This is a genomic window from Flavobacterium longum (assembly GCF_965137575.1).
Lineage (GTDB): Bacteria > Bacteroidota > Bacteroidia > Flavobacteriales > Flavobacteriaceae > Flavobacterium > Flavobacterium longum.
Genome location: NZ_CBCRZJ010000006.1, coordinates 130,742 through 144,595, shown reverse-complemented (window position 1 = coordinate 144,595; position 13,854 = coordinate 130,742). Strand labels below are relative to the sequence as shown.

The following is a 13,854-nucleotide window of genomic DNA, read 5'->3' as shown; positions in this document are numbered from 1 at the left end:
CTAAAAGAAAGATCTCTATTTTACGCCTCACCCGAGGGCTAGCCCGAACTGGCTGAACGAAGGTGAAGCAATCAAAAAACTTTAAATCAGTTCAGTTAAAATTCGCCCGATGAAAAAAATCCAGATGGTCGATCTCAAAGGCCAATACGATCAAATCAAGGAAACGGTTAATGCGTCGATCCAGGAAGTGCTCGACAACACGGCTTACATCAACGGCCCACAAGTGCATGCGTTCCAGAAAAACCTGGAAGAATACTTGGGTTGCAAACACGTTATTCCGTGCGCCAACGGTACCGATGCCTTGCAGATTGCCATGATGGGTTTGGATCTAAAACCGGGCGATGAAGTGATTACGGCCGACTTTACCTTTGCCGCAACCGTTGAAGTTATTGCCTTGTTGCAACTCACTCCGGTATTGGTGGATGTGAATTTGTTCAATATGAACATCGATATCGATGCCATCAAAAAAGCCATCACACCAAAGACAAGAGCAATTGTCCCGGTCCATTTGTTCGGGCGTGCCGCGAATATGGAAGCCATTATGGAAATCGCTGCCCAACACAATCTTTACGTGATAGAAGACAACGCTCAGGCCATAGGCGCGAATTGCAAATTCTCCGACGGCAGTAAACGAAAGGCCGGAACAATCGGGCATGTAGGCGCTACCTCTTTTTTCCCGTCTAAAAACCTTGGCGCGTATGGCGATGGCGGAGCGATATTTACCAATGACGACGAATTGGCGCATAAACTTCGGGGCATTGTAAATCACGGCATGTATGTGCGCTACCATCATGACGTTGTGGGCGTGAACTCCAGATTGGACAGTGTCCAGGCTGCGGTGCTCAATGCAAAACTGCCAAAACTCGATGAATACAACAGGGCGCGTCAGGAAGCAGCCAGGAAATATACGAAAGCCCTTTCGGGACATAAAAACATCATTGCGCCTGAAATTTGCGACGTGTGCGATTGCCACGTGTTCCATCAATATACGCTGCGCATCGTTGGGGCAGACCGCAATGGGCTGATGCAACACTTGCTTGACAAGGGCATTCCGTGTGCGATTTATTACCCGATTCCGTTGCATGCACAGAAGGCATATCTTGATCCGCGTTACAAGGAAGAGGATTTTCCGGTGACCAACCTTTTGGTGAACGAGGTGATTTCGTTGCCGATGCATACAGAACTCGATGACGAACAAATTCAATTCATCACCGATTCTGTTTTAGAGTTTTTAAAGTAAACCGCGAATTCGCGAATTTGTAATTTATAAAAATTAAATGCTCCACGAGAATCGTAATTCGCGAATTCGTGGTCAAATCAAAGCATATGAAGGTACTTGTTACAGGAGGTTTGGGTTTTATCGGTTCGCATACCGTAGTCGAATTGCAGAATGAAGGTTTTGAAGTCGTCATCATCGACAACCTTTCGAATTCTTCGGAAAAGGTAATGGATGGAATCGTGGCCATTACGGGTAAGAAGCCGATTTTCGAAAAAATGGACTTGCGCGACAAAGCAGATGTGGTCGATTTCTTTAAAAGACATTCAGACATCACCGGAGTGATTCATTTCGCGGCGTCAAAAGCAGTAGGCGAGAGCGTCGAAAACCCTTTGTTGTATTACGAAAACAACATCAATACGCTTGTGTACGTCTTGCAGCAATTGCAGGAAAAGGCCGAAGCTAATTTCATTTTCAGTTCCTCTTGTACGGTGTACGGCGAGGCTGAAAAAATGCCGATTACCGAAGATGCGCCGGTACAGGTTGCCATGTCACCATACGGAAACACCAAGCAAATCGGCGAGGAAATCATCACCGAAACTTGTAAAGTAAGTTCAATCAATGCGATTTTGTTGCGTTATTTCAACCCGATTGGTGCGCACCCGAGCGCTGAAATCGGGGAATTGCCGATTGGCGTGCCGCAGAACCTCGTACCGTTCATCACCCAGACCGGCATTGGGATGCGCGCGCAATTGTCTGTTTACGGTAACGATTACCCTACGCCGGACGGCACTTGCATCCGTGATTACATTCACGTCGTCGATTTGGCGAAGGCGCATGTCGTGGCGTTACAGCGTTTGTTGAATAAGAAGAATGTCGATAAAGTCGAAACCTTCAACCTCGGCACGGGAACCGGAAGCTCTGTGCTCGAAGTCATCCAGGCCTTTGAAAAGGTAAGTGGGAAACCTTTACCCTACAGAATAGTTGACCGACGCGAAGGCGATATCATCTCTGCTTACGCCAATACCGACAAAGCGAACAATATATTGGGCTGGAAAGCGCAATCAACGCTCGAAGACGGTTTGGCGAGCGCGTGGAAATGGGAGCAGAAAATACGGAGTTAATGGAAAATCGACAACAAAGTTTCCATCATATGTTCTGATAAAAAAAAACCGGCATCAGCCGGTCTTTTTTTTTTAATTATCCATTATTAATCACTAGCGAATAACTATCCCGCCGCCACTTCCGCCGTCGGGTCAATCTTCTTCACCAATCCTTGCAACACATTGCCCGGACCAATTTCGGTGAACAATGTAGCGCCATCTTTCACCATTTGTTGTACCGATTGCGTCCATTTTACCGGCGCCGTCAATTGGATGATGAGGTTTTTCTTGATCTCGTCTGGGTCGGACACCGCGCTGGCCGTGACATTCTGGTAAATCGGACAGATTGGTTTTGAGAATGTCGTTTTTTCGATCGCGGCGGCCAATTCTTCGCGTGCCGGTTCCATCAATGGCGAATGGAATGCGCCGCCGACGGGTAATACGAGTGCGCGTTTTGCACCAGCGACGCGCATGGCTTGGCAGGCCATTTCAACAGCGACCGTTTCGCCGGAAATCACAAGTTGCCCCGGACAGTTATAGTTGGCCGGAACCACAATCCCGTCAGTGGTCGCACATATTTCTTCCACGATTTTGTCGTCGAGACCTAACACTGCTGCCATCGTGGAAGGCTTGATTTCGCAGGCTTTCTGCATCGCCATCGCACGGGTTGAAACCAATCTCAGCCCGTCTTCGAACGATAGGCCGCCAGCCGCTACAAGCGCTGAGAATTCACCTAACGAATGTCCCGCAACCATATCTGGGGCGAAACTTTCGTTTAGTGTTTTTGCTTTGATGACCGAATGCAGAAAGACGGCAGGTTGCGTGACTTTGGTTTCTTTGAGTTCGTCGGCGCTGCCTTCAAACATGATGTCCGTAATCCGAAATCCTAAGATGGCGTTGGCGCGTTCAAAGAGTTCTTTTGCCAGATCCGAGTTTTCATAAAGGTCTTTTCCCATTCCGGTAAACTGCGCGCCTTGGCCCGGAAAAACGTATGCTTTCATTGTTGGTGTTTTTTGGTTTTGTTTGGTTTGCTTTGCTGTGAGTGCCGCTAATTTAGGAAAAATAGTTAAATGTCTGTGTTTGGGGTTTTGGGCATGCGTTGTCGCGTAAAACCTGAAAGGTTTTTTTAAACCTTTCAGGTTTTACCACACTAAAAGTAACATTATCAATTCAAACGGGGATGCGGAAATCCCGCATCATTTCATAAAAAAAGCTCCGTTTCCAGAGCTTTCATTTAGGCTTTCACAAGCTGTATCTCGATATGGAGCCGCACTTCCTCGCTCACCAGCACACCGCCGGTTTCCAAAGCCGCATTCCAGTTCAAACCAAAATCCTTACGGTTGATTTTCCCTGAAATGCTCCAGGCCGATTTGCGATTGCCCCAAGGATCGGTCATCAAGCCACCGAATTCGGCGTCGAGACGTACGAATTTAGTAACGCCATGCAAAGACAAGTCGCCAGAGATTTCGTAGTCGCTTTCACTTTTCTTGACCACAGATGAAGACTTAAACGTCAATTTTGGATGGTTGGCTGCGTCGAAGAAATCAGCGCTGCGCAAGTGATTGTCGCGATCGGTGTTTCCGGTATTGATGGAGTCCACGTCGGCAGAAAACGTTACTTCTGCATTTTCGAAATGGTCACCGTCCGTAAGGAATTGGCCTTGGTAACGGTCAAATTTTCCGGATACATTGGTGAACATCATGTGCTTTACTTTAAACCCGATTTCAGAATGGGTTGTGTCGATATTCCAAGTAGTATTCATAATATATAGATTAAAGATTTAAAAATGATAAGATTGAATCGGTCTTATTTCATCGGGACTTCCATCAGCAGAAACTCGCTGTCCTGATTGGCTTTAATTTCGAGCGTGTCAAAATCAGTTACGCCCAATCCGTCACGGGTTTCCAGCGTCTGCCCGGCGATTTCAATGTTGCCTTTCAGGACAAAAACGTACAATCCGTTGCCTGCTTTTTTCAATGGGTAATTTGCCGTTGCGCCCGCATCGAAATTGCCCATATGGAACCACGCATCCTGATGGATCCAAACACCGTCGTCATCTGGGTTGGGTGACAGGACTTGCTGCAATTTGTTGTGCCGGTCGGCCACGTCAAGCGTAATTTGCTGGTAGCGTGGCGTCACGTTTTCGGTTTTAGGAAACAACCAAATCTGCAACAATTTGGTTTGACGATCATGATTCGGGTTGAACTCACTGTGTTGGATGCCTGTTCCGGCGCTCATGACCTGAATATCGCCACTTTTTATCGTGGCGGCATTTCCCATCGAATCCTTGTGGGCCAAATCGCCCTCGAGGGGAATCGTGATGATTTCCATATTGTCGTGCGGATGCGTACCGAAACCCATTCCGGCGGCAATCGTGTCATCGTTAAGTACGCGCAAAACGCCGAAGTTGTGTCTTTCAGGGTTAAAGTAACCGGCGAAACTGAAACTGTGGTACGCATTAAGCCAACCGTGATTGGCATGGCCGCGTGTGTTTGATTTGTGAAGTGTTGTTTTCATTGCATTACCTATTTTGATAACGCAAAGTTATGGCAGCAATCCACTTGCGGCTGTTAATGTAGATTAAGAAATGGCAGGATTGGTAATGCTGTCTGGAAAAATATACGCTGTTTCAAGACCTTTTCAGCATCCGCGCTTTCATGGCGCTGAAGAATTCCGGTGTGACGCCCAAATAGGAAGCAATGTGTTTCTGCGGTACGCGGTGCGCCAAATTGCCAAACTTTTGCAGGAATTTGTCATAGCGCGCTTCAGCCGTAAACGATAAATTGTCGAGCAGGCGTTGTTGGTTGGCCACCAGTGAGTTGCCAATCAAAATCCTGAAAAACCGTTCCATCTTGGGCACTTGATCGTACATTTTCTCTTGATTTTCGCGCGTGATTTCCGTGACTTCGGCGTCTTCGACTACTTCAATATAGAGGTTGCCCGGTCGGCCCGAGATAAAACTGTACATGTCTGCGATGAACCAATTGGCGCACGCAAAACTGACCACGTGCTCCACGCCGTTCTGGTCGATGGAGTAGCTTCGCAAAATGCCGCTATGGACAAAATACGATACGCTGCAAACATCGCCGGCCTTGAGCAGTACGGTTTTCGCTTTGTAGGTTTGTACGGTCACCAACGCCATCACTTGCTCTTGTTCAGACGGTGTCAGCGATACGTGTTTGGCGATGTTCTGCAGGAACAGGTTCAACTTATTTTTTCTTTTTGCCTTTATCGGTTGCAGGCAGCAATTTAAATGAAGTCGCTTTGAATTTGTCGCCAACAAGCTCGCCTTGCACTTCGGCCTGGCGGACAGCATTGCACATGCCATCGTGTGCGTGCGCGTCGCCTTGCTGGTCTAGCGTGACGCCTTCAACGAAGTAAGGTTTGCCGTCGAGCATCACCGCCAGCGTACAGCCTTTGCCATCCATTTTAAACTGGCATTGGCCGCAAGCCACGTCCACGACTTTCGCCCTCGGCGGTTCGGGGCGTGTCATGTCTTGCGCAGCCATCGACGCTGAAAAAACCAATGCCAAAAAGAGAATAATTTTTTTCATTTCCTAAGGGTTAACGGTTACTGATTGGGCAGCCGAAACTGCCGTTTGCACGACCTCTTCCACTGGTGTTTCCAATGGCGCTTTGGCCAGTGCCACGCCCATGCGGCGGTAAGGCCGCGAGGTCGGTTTTCCAAATATACGGAAATCAACGTTTGACAGCGAAGCAATTTTTTCGATGCCGGAATAGGTAGGGTTTTGTGAATCTGCGGAAGCTAGGATTACCGCACTGGCGCCTGCTTTTTCCAATGTTATTTCAGCAATCGGCAACCCGAGGACGGCGCGCAGGTGCAATTCAAATTCATTGAAATTTTGCGTGCCCGAGAGCGTGACCATTCCGGTGTCGTGCGGCCGTGGAGACAATTCGGAGAAATAAACGCCGTCATCGGCCAAGAAAAACTCCACGCCAAACAAACCCGCGCCACCGAGTGCTTCGGTGACCTTTCGCGCCATGTTTTGCGCTTCTTGTAAATCTTTGTCCGAGACGTTTGCCGGTTGCCAGCTTTCCTGATAGTCGCCGCGTTCCTGCCGGTGGCCGATGGGCGCACAGAACAAGGTATTTCCGTTTCGTTGCGTCACGGTGAGCAAGGTGATTTCGGAATTGAACTTGACGAAGGCTTCCACGATGACTTCCACAACGTCGCCACGCGAACCTTCGACGGCGTACTGCCAGGCTTTTTCGATGTCGCTTTCGGTCTTAATCGTGGATTGTCCTTTCCCTGACGACGACATGAGCGGTTTGACCACGCACGGCATGCCCACGGCTTCGACGCCTTTCCGGAGTTCTTCGGCCGATGTTGCGTAAAGGTAATTGGCGGTTTTCAGGCCCAGCTCTTTGGCTGCCAGGTCGCGGATGGCTTTGCGGTTCATGGTGAAGTTGGCCGCTTTGGCCGACGGTACGACCGTGATGCCTTGTTTTTCGTAGTCGTAAAAGCGTTCGGTGCGAATGGCCTCGATTTCCGGGACGATGTAGTCGGGTTGGTGTTTGGACACGACTGCATCGAGCGCGTTTCCGTCGAGCATGTTGATGACTTCGAACCCGTGTGCGACCTGCATGGCCGGTGCATTTTCATAAGAATCGACGGCTATTACGGTCTGGCCGATGCGCTGTGCGGCGATAACGAATTCCTTGCCGAGTTCGCCGGAGCCGAGAAGAAGGATTTTCATTTGGTTGCTAGTTTATAGTTGCTAGTTGTTGTTTGTTCTGGGTGATCGGCTGCGTTAGCGATTGCAGCGGCTATCCTTTTTTGAGTGCGCGAAAAAAAGATAAGAGCGGAAAGCGCGGCGCTTGCGCAACGCCCAAAAAAAACACGAATCCACGAATTTTTTGTTATTCGCGAATTCGTGGCTTTTTTTTCATTTCAATGTAATCTACGCCAGAGCTTCCTTGATTCTTTTGATGGCCTCGGTGAGCAAGGCTTCGCTGGTGGCGTACGACAGGCGCAGGCAGTTGGCGTTTCCAAAGGCTTCACCGGTCACGGTAGCGACGTTGGCTTCGGATAGTAAATACATGGCCAATTCGTCGGCGGTGTTGATGGTTTTGCCGCGGAGCGTCTTGCCGAAAAACGACGATACATCCGGAAAAACGTAAAACGCGCCTTCGGGTACGTTGAGTTTGATGCCCGGGATTTCCTGCATGAGTTTTACGACCAAATCGCGGCGGTTGTGGAAGGCTTTCACCATATCGTTCAAAACCGAAGGATCGGCATCAACGGCGGCAATGGTGGCGCGTTGTGCAATACTGTTGGCGCCGCTGGTCACTTGGCCTTGCATTTTCGTACAGGCTTTGGCGATGAACTCTGGCGCGCCGATATAGCCGATGCGCCAGCCGGTCATGGCAAATGCCTTGGCGACGCCGTTTACGGTAATGGTGCGTTCGAACAGTCCGGGAATGGAACCAATACTGCAGAAGTTTCCTGAAAAATTGATGTGCTCGTAGATTTCGTCGGAAACAATGTAAATGTTCGGGTGTTTGTCGAGCACTTTGCCCAATGCCGTCAACTCTTCGCGGTTGTATACGGAGCCGCTTGGGTTGCACGGCGATGAAAACCACATCATCTTGGTTTTGGGCGTGATGGCTTTCTCGAGTTGTTCGGGCGTAATCTTGAAATCGGAATCGACTGAAGTCTCAACCACGACAGGAACGCCGCCAGAGAGTTTGATGATTTCGTAATACGAAACCCAGTATGGCGCGGGCAAGATCACTTCATCGCCGTCGTTGAGCATGACTTGTGCGATGTTGTAAAGCGATTGTTTTGCCCCGGTGGAAACCACGACATTCGCGGGTTTGTATTCGAGGTTGTTGTCGCGCTTGAATTTGCGGCAGATGGCTTCCTTTAATTCAAGATAACCGTCAACGGGCGTGTACGTGCTGTAATTTTCGTCGATGGCTTTCTTGGCGGCTTCCTTGACGAAATCGGGCGTGTTGAAATCGGGTTCGCCCAAGCTCAGGCTGATGATGTCTTTGCCCTGCGCTTTGAGTTCGCGCGCCAATGCGGCCATGGCCAAGGTTTGCGACGTCGATAAGTTGTTGATCCTATCTGATAACAGATGATTCATTTCGGTGTTGTTTTACGCCGTCATGGCCGGTTTCATCCCGAGTTCCTTCAAATGGCGGAAGTGCGCCGCAACTGCGCTGCGCATGGTTTTGAACTCGTGGTAAGGCAAATTACATTCTTTTGCGGTTTGCTTGATGATATCGGAAATCTTGCTGTAATGGACGTGGCTGATGTTCGGGAACAAATGGTGCTCAATCTGGTGGTTGAGCCCGCCAGTGAACCAGTTCACGATTTTGTTCTTCGGGGCAAAATTCGCGGTGGTGTACAACTGATGCACGGCCCAAGTGTTGGCCATTTCCCCGTTTTCGTCTGGAACTGGATTTTCTGTTTCCTCCACAACGTGCGCCAATTGGAACACGATGCTCAAGATTAGGCCAGCGGTGTAATGCATTACGAAGAAACCGATTAGCACTTTCCACCAGGCAACACCAACAATGATGGGAAGCGCAATCCATAGAAATGCATAGATCATCTTCGTAATGATCAGTGTCGTCCAGAGGATTTTGGGTGATTTGGCCTCACCGTACGACAGTTTGCGTTTGAGGTAGCTGCGCATCTGGCGGAAATCCGTTGTGAGCGCCCAGTTGAAGGTCAGCAGACCATACAGGAAAACCGAATAATAATGCTGGAATTTGTGGAAACGGTGCCACTCTGCGTCTTTGGTGAAGCGGATAATTTTTCCGGCTTCAAGATCCTCGTCATGCCCGTGGATGTTGGTGTAAGTGTGGTGCAAGACGTTGTGCTGCACCTGCCAATTGTACACGTTTCCGGCCAAGATGTAAATGGTGCCGCCCATGATTTTATTGACCCAAGACTTGGTGGAATAGGAGCCGTGGTTGCCGTCGTGCATGACGTTCATCCCGATGCCGGCCATGCCCACGCCAATGACGATGTTCAAGAGCAATTGCAACCAGAACGGCATGTCGAGCGCAAGGATGATGAAATAAGGCGTCAAAAAGATACTGAACAAAACAACCGTCTTGAGGTGTATTTTCCAGTTGCCGGTTTTTTTGATGTTGTTGTCTTTGAAGTAAGCATTTACGCGGGAATTCAGCGTCCGGAAAAATTTGAGGCTGTCCTGCTTTGAGAATGTAGGTATGGTGGTACTCATAGGTGAAAATTCTGGCACAAATGTAACCAATATATGACTATGCTAACGCCAAAATAGTCAAAATGTTTCAACAGGAAAATGTTACTTTTGTCAAAAAAGTGGTCGTCGGCACGTGGCCGTCTGATGCCAAGCCAAACCGTAATATGAACGACATTTTAAACCATTTCCCAGACCTGACCGAGTTGCAGCAGCAGCAGTTCGAAAAGCTGTATGCATTGTATCAGGACTGGAACGCCAAGATCAACGTCATTTCCCGCAAAGACATAGACGAACTCTACACGCGCCACGTTTTGCACTCTTTGGCGATTGCGAACGTCCAGCCGTTCGGGCCGGGCGCGCAAATCCTTGATGTGGGAACCGGCGGCGGTTTTCCGGGCATTCCGCTCGCGATCTTGTTTCCGGAAGCGAAGTTTTACCTGATTGATGTCATCGGTAAAAAAATCACCGTGGTCAAAGCGGTGGCCGAAGCACTCGGGCTCAAGAATGTCAAGGCCGAACAATTGCGCGCCGAAAACGTGAAAGGCGATTTTGACTTCATCGTCAGCCGCGCCGTGACCAACATGCCCGATTTTGTTTCCTGGGTGCGCGACAGAATCAAGAAAGCGCAGCAACATGCCCTGCCCAACGGCATTCTCTACTTGAAAGGCGGTGATTTGTCCGAAGAACTCAAAGACTTCCCGAAAGCAACGCAATACAACATTTCAGATTTTTTCAAGGACGATTTTTTCGAAACCAAGAAAGTCGTGCACTTGCCGCTAAAATACAAACCATAAAAAAGTCCCGCTAAACGGGACTTTTTTGTTAGTTCTTTACAATTTTCTTCGTGATGCTTCCTTCGGCATTGTTCACCCGCAGGAAATAAACGCCCGGAGGCAATGATACGGGAATGTCCATTTGTCCCGAGATGGAAACCTCGGCTTGGCTGAACACGGTTTTCCCGGTCACATCTACGACAGCCAAAGACGCTTGACTGATTTCCCTGGTCGAATACAGGCTCAGCACATTTCCAACAGGATTTTGCACCTGTAGTCCCGAAATCGCCGTCTCGGGCGTCGCCAAAACAGGGTTCAGGATTTCGTTCAACGCGAATGCCATATTGCCGGCAGTCAAGGTGACGTGGTTTTCGTTTGCCGTCGGAACGTAATACGCATCAAACGGTGTGATGCTCACATCGGTCACAGGCGAATAGAGATTTTGCGTACCAGAGACAGCCAGCGAGCTGTGCGTTGGGATGAAATCGAAATAATTGATGTTGAGGTTATCGAAAAATTCCGTCAGCAAGGCGTTGCTGCCCGCCGCGCCAGCCAAAGACGTGATGTCGAACTTGCCGCCCGGAGCCGAATCGAGCCCGTCGGTGTAACTTGGTGATGTGGAATTGGCCAGACTTTCATAAACAGTCAGCCACACAAAAACGAATGCCTGACCCCGGAAGCGGCTTACCTGGATGCTTTGGTTGGCCACCGGCGTAAAATTCAGGTTGATGATGGCGCGTTGGGTTGAAGTCACGTTGAATGTATGATCCATGACCACCTGCCCAGGCGTGCCGTTCGTTGAACCGTTTCCGGCACCATTGGAAATTGCGACGTTGCGTACGTTTTGTGGAAAGCCCATCGCGTCGAGTTCGCCCTGGAACGCATTGCGGTAATTCGGTGCGCCCGTTGGCAATTGTACGGCATTGTTGAATTCCGTCGTGCTGCCGGTCTGCAGATGGCCTTCGAATTGGTCGATCAGCATCTGGCGGGAAGCCGTACTTTTCAGCATCGCATCGGTCAAGACCTGAACCGTTGCGTCGCCCAGTGGGCCATAAGCCATATAGTTGAACAAGTGCTGGAAACCAATTGGGATGTTCGCGCCTTTGTGCGGTGCGTCGAAAGAAATATACAATCGTGTGTCGTGCGTCAAGCTGTTCATTTCCATGTAACGCAGGCCGTAACGGGCAATCAATCCGCCCATACTTGGCCCAATCACGACGTTCTTTTCCGTGCCGACTTTTTGCGCATTGATTTGGTTGAGCAATTCCACGAGCACCATGGCGTTGCGCTGGATGAAGTCCGACCCGCCGCTTACGAGGGCATTGTCGGCTGGTCGCGTATAATTCGGGAAATTCAGGATGACGACGTCGTAACCCTGATTGCGCAAATCGTCGGCAAGGTTTTGCCCGATGCCATACGTGAGCAAGCCGTAAATGGCAGGAATCGTGCGGCCATCGTTCGGGTCGAAACCATCGAGCAACACAATCGGTTTGTCGAACACACCGTTGGTGTTGTCGAGAAAAATCTCATATTCTCCTTGCCCGAGGAATGCTTGTGTTTCACCGTAACCCTGATACGGAATTGTGGCCGTAATCGATTGTATGGCATTCACGTTCTGGACCGCTGTGGGCCGAAGCGTCGTGCCTGTATAGTTAGGACGGTTTTGTGCAAAGCCTGCAACAGCAACCGCCAACAAAAAAGAAAGGGTAATTTTTTTCATGCGAGAAAGTTTTGCCGAATATACAAAATTTTCATTCCCAGATATATACGAAACCCGCGTACCGCCCACAAAAAAACCCAGACGAATGGCCTGGGTTATATTCATATCGATGTATTGCTGCTATTCGCCCAAAAACGGATAACGATAGTCTGCAGGCGTCACAAACGTTTCCTTGATGGTTCGCGGCGATACCCAACGCAAAAGGTTTTGCGCCGAACCGGCTTTGTCATTCGTTCCCGAACCGCGTGCGCCGCCAAACGGTTGCATGCCCACGACGGCTCCCGTCGGTTTGTCATTGATGTAGAAGTTTCCGGCGGCATTGCGCAGGGCGTGTGTCGCTTCATTGATGGCGTAACGCTCACGCGCGAAAATCGCTCCGGTCAAGGCGTACGGTGACGTCGTATCCACCAAATCCAGCATTGATTTCCAGTCTTTGTCCTCGTAAATATAAATCGTGATGATCGGGCCGAAGAGTTCGGTTTCCATCGTTTTGTACTTCGGGTTGGTCGTAACAATTACCGTCGGCTCAATGAACCAGCCTTTCGATTTGTCATAACCGCCGCCGGCAATAATTTCTGCATCGGCGTCTTTCTTCGCCTGCTCGATATACGAAGCCAATTTGTCAAAGGAGTTCTCGTGGATGACCGCCGTAATGAAGTTAGAAAAATCCTCCGGCGAACCCATTTTCAAGGTCGCCATATCTTTCATTAATTCTTCTTTAATGGCCGGCCACAAACTCTTCGGCAAATACGCTCGCGACGCCGCCGAACATTTCTGTCCTTGGAATTCAAACGCGCCGCGCACGATTCCCGTCACGACTTGCCTGACGTTTGCGCTCGGATGCGCCACGATGAAGTCCTTGCCGCCGGTTTCGCCCACGATGCGCGGGTAGGTTTTGTACACGTCGATGTTCGCGCCGATGTGGCGGAAAATATCCTTGAACACGCCCGTCGATCCGGTAAAATGGATGCCGGCAAAATCAGGGCTTGCATATACGGTTTCAGAAATCATCGCCGCGTCGCCCATCACGACGTTGATTACACCATCGGGCAAACCAGCTTCCTTGAATACGTCAATGATGACTTTCGCAGAAAACGCCTGTGTATCGGCGGGTTTCCAAACCACGGTGTTGCCCATCAAGGCCGCGCACGACGGCAAATTCCCGGCAATCGCGGTAAAGTTGAACGGCGTCACGGCATATACGAAACCTTCGAGTGGCCGGTATTCGGTGCGGTTCCACATATCCGACGTCGACTTCGGCTGGTCTTGGTAAATCTGCGTCATGAACTCCACGTTGTAGCGTAAAAAGTCAATCAGCTCACACGCCGCGTCGATTTCGGCCTGGAAAATATTCTTCGATTGTGCAATCATGGTGGCCGCGTTCATTTTCGCGCGGTACGGTCCGGCGATGAGTTCGGCCGCTTTCAGGAAAATCCCGGCGCGTTGTTCCCAAGGCAGGTTTTCCCAATCGTTTTTCGCCGACAAAGCAGCCGCAATGGCTTGCTCTACGTGTTTTTTCTCGGCTTTATGGTAATGTCCAACCACATGTTGGTGGTCGTGCGGCGGACGCATTTCACGCAAGTTTCCGGTGCGCACTTCCTCGGCGCCAATGTACAACGGCATATCGATTTTCTCGTTCCACATCCTTTTGTATTCGGCCAGTACCGCTTCTTTTTCAGGCGAACCCGGTTTATACGTTTTTACCGGTTCATTCACCGCAGTCGGTACGTTGAAAAATCCTTTGAGCATATTTTTAAAATTATGTTGTTATTGTTTTGGGCGTTCCGGCGGCCGAAACCGCTTTTTGCCGGTAATAAATATAGTCAGGCCGCCGTCGGGCTGT

13 protein-coding genes are annotated in these 13,854 nt (G+C 49.7%); 3 read left to right on the top strand and 10 right to left on the bottom strand.

The genetic code is table 11. The annotated features are described in order from the left end of the window. Positions 1 to 109: 109 nt before the first annotated feature. Positions 110 to 1,240: a DegT/DnrJ/EryC1/StrS family aminotransferase gene (locus ACM9J1_RS11765; RefSeq protein ID WP_415582245.1), complete on the top strand. Its 1,131-nt coding sequence runs from the start codon at positions 110 to 112 to the stop codon at positions 1,238 to 1,240. A gap of 86 nt (positions 1,241 to 1,326) precedes the next feature. After that, the gene (galE, locus tag ACM9J1_RS11760) at positions 1,327 to 2,340 is read left to right on the top strand and encodes a UDP-glucose 4-epimerase GalE (RefSeq protein ID WP_415582244.1); all 1,014 of its coding nucleotides are present in this window, start codon (positions 1,327 to 1,329) and stop codon (positions 2,338 to 2,340) included. A gap of 104 nt (positions 2,341 to 2,444) precedes the next feature. Here galE and fabD read toward each other — a convergent pair whose 3' ends face one another. The 8 genes from fabD to ACM9J1_RS11720 form a co-directional block, all read right to left on the bottom strand. Beyond that, entirely contained in the window at positions 2,445 to 3,320 is an 876-nt protein-coding gene (gene fabD / locus ACM9J1_RS11755) for an ACP S-malonyltransferase (protein ID WP_415582243.1), read from the bottom strand. A 233-nt stretch (positions 3,321 to 3,553) separates the two neighbouring features. Beyond that, positions 3,554 to 4,084 (bottom strand): YceI family protein, encoded by a 531-nt coding sequence (locus ACM9J1_RS11750; protein WP_415582281.1) that lies wholly within the window; start codon positions 4,082 to 4,084, stop codon positions 3,554 to 3,556. 41 nt (positions 4,085 to 4,125) lie between these two features. Continuing rightward, positions 4,126 to 4,836: a pirin family protein gene (locus ACM9J1_RS11745; RefSeq protein ID WP_415582242.1), complete on the bottom strand. Its 711-nt coding sequence runs from the start codon at positions 4,834 to 4,836 to the stop codon at positions 4,126 to 4,128. A 112-nt stretch (positions 4,837 to 4,948) separates the two neighbouring features. Then, positions 4,949 to 5,527, bottom strand: a complete 579-nt coding sequence (locus tag ACM9J1_RS11740; protein ID WP_415582241.1) for a Crp/Fnr family transcriptional regulator — start codon at positions 5,525 to 5,527, stop codon at positions 4,949 to 4,951. Between the two features lies 1 nt (position 5,528). Further along, on the bottom strand, positions 5,529 to 5,873 hold the full coding sequence (locus ACM9J1_RS11735; protein ID WP_415582240.1) for a DUF6370 family protein: 345 nt from the start codon (positions 5,871 to 5,873) through the stop codon (positions 5,529 to 5,531). A gap of 3 nt (positions 5,874 to 5,876) precedes the next feature. Continuing rightward, positions 5,877 to 7,037, bottom strand: a complete 1,161-nt coding sequence (gene purT / locus ACM9J1_RS11730; RefSeq protein ID WP_415582239.1) for a formate-dependent phosphoribosylglycinamide formyltransferase — start codon at positions 7,035 to 7,037, stop codon at positions 5,877 to 5,879. A gap of 204 nt (positions 7,038 to 7,241) precedes the next feature. Then, the gene (locus tag ACM9J1_RS11725) at positions 7,242 to 8,429 is read right to left on the bottom strand and encodes a pyridoxal phosphate-dependent aminotransferase (RefSeq protein ID WP_415582238.1); all 1,188 of its coding nucleotides are present in this window, start codon (positions 8,427 to 8,429) and stop codon (positions 7,242 to 7,244) included. 12 nt (positions 8,430 to 8,441) lie between these two features. Continuing rightward, positions 8,442 to 9,539 carry a fatty acid desaturase family protein gene (locus ACM9J1_RS11720; RefSeq protein WP_415582237.1) on the bottom strand — a complete coding sequence of 366 codons (1,098 nt, stop codon included), beginning with the start codon at positions 9,537 to 9,539 and terminating at the stop codon, positions 8,442 to 8,444. A gap of 143 nt (positions 9,540 to 9,682) precedes the next feature. On the opposite strand from ACM9J1_RS11720, the gene rsmG reads away from it, so the two are divergent. After that, positions 9,683 to 10,312: a 16S rRNA (guanine(527)-N(7))-methyltransferase RsmG gene (gene rsmG / locus ACM9J1_RS11715; protein ID WP_415582236.1), complete on the top strand. Its 630-nt coding sequence runs from the start codon at positions 9,683 to 9,685 to the stop codon at positions 10,310 to 10,312. A gap of 28 nt (positions 10,313 to 10,340) precedes the next feature. Here the strand turns inward: rsmG and ACM9J1_RS11710 are convergent, their stop codons facing one another. Both ACM9J1_RS11710 and pruA read right to left on the bottom strand, forming a co-directional pair. After that, positions 10,341 to 12,011 (bottom strand): T9SS type A sorting domain-containing protein, encoded by a 1,671-nt coding sequence (locus ACM9J1_RS11710; protein WP_415582235.1) that lies wholly within the window; start codon positions 12,009 to 12,011, stop codon positions 10,341 to 10,343. Between the two features lie 120 nt (positions 12,012 to 12,131). Beyond that, positions 12,132 to 13,760: an L-glutamate gamma-semialdehyde dehydrogenase gene (pruA, locus tag ACM9J1_RS11705; RefSeq protein WP_415582234.1), complete on the bottom strand. Its 1,629-nt coding sequence runs from the start codon at positions 13,758 to 13,760 to the stop codon at positions 12,132 to 12,134. Positions 13,761 to 13,854 lie beyond the last annotated feature (94 nt).

What these genes read in the sequence shown, in the direction of transcription:
- fabD (WP_415582243.1), bottom strand. Translation starts at nt 3,320, where the DNA reads ATGAAAGCATACGTTTTTCCGGGCCAAGGCGCGCAGTTTACCGGAATG.
- purT (WP_415582239.1), bottom strand. Translation starts at nt 7,037, where the DNA reads ATGAAAATCCTTCTTCTCGGCTCCGGCGAACTCGGCAAGGAATTCGTT.
- ACM9J1_RS11745 (WP_415582242.1), bottom strand. Translation starts at nt 4,836, where the DNA reads ATGAAAACAACACTTCACAAATCAAACACACGCGGCCATGCCAATCAC.
- ACM9J1_RS11735 (WP_415582240.1), bottom strand. Translation starts at nt 5,873, where the DNA reads ATGAAAAAAATTATTCTCTTTTTGGCATTGGTTTTTTCAGCGTCGATG.
- galE (WP_415582244.1), top strand. Translation starts at nt 1,327, where the DNA reads ATGAAGGTACTTGTTACAGGAGGTTTGGGTTTTATCGGTTCGCATACC.
- ACM9J1_RS11710 (WP_415582235.1), bottom strand. Translation starts at nt 12,011, where the DNA reads ATGAAAAAAATTACCCTTTCTTTTTTGTTGGCGGTTGCTGTTGCAGGC.
- ACM9J1_RS11720 (WP_415582237.1), bottom strand. Translation starts at nt 9,539, where the DNA reads ATGAGTACCACCATACCTACATTCTCAAAGCAGGACAGCCTCAAATTT.
- rsmG (WP_415582236.1), top strand. Translation starts at nt 9,683, where the DNA reads ATGAACGACATTTTAAACCATTTCCCAGACCTGACCGAGTTGCAGCAG.
- ACM9J1_RS11725 (WP_415582238.1), bottom strand. Translation starts at nt 8,429, where the DNA reads ATGAATCATCTGTTATCAGATAGGATCAACAACTTATCGACGTCGCAA.
- ACM9J1_RS11765 (WP_415582245.1), top strand. Translation starts at nt 110, where the DNA reads ATGAAAAAAATCCAGATGGTCGATCTCAAAGGCCAATACGATCAAATC.
- pruA (WP_415582234.1), bottom strand. Translation starts at nt 13,760, where the DNA reads ATGCTCAAAGGATTTTTCAACGTACCGACTGCGGTGAATGAACCGGTA.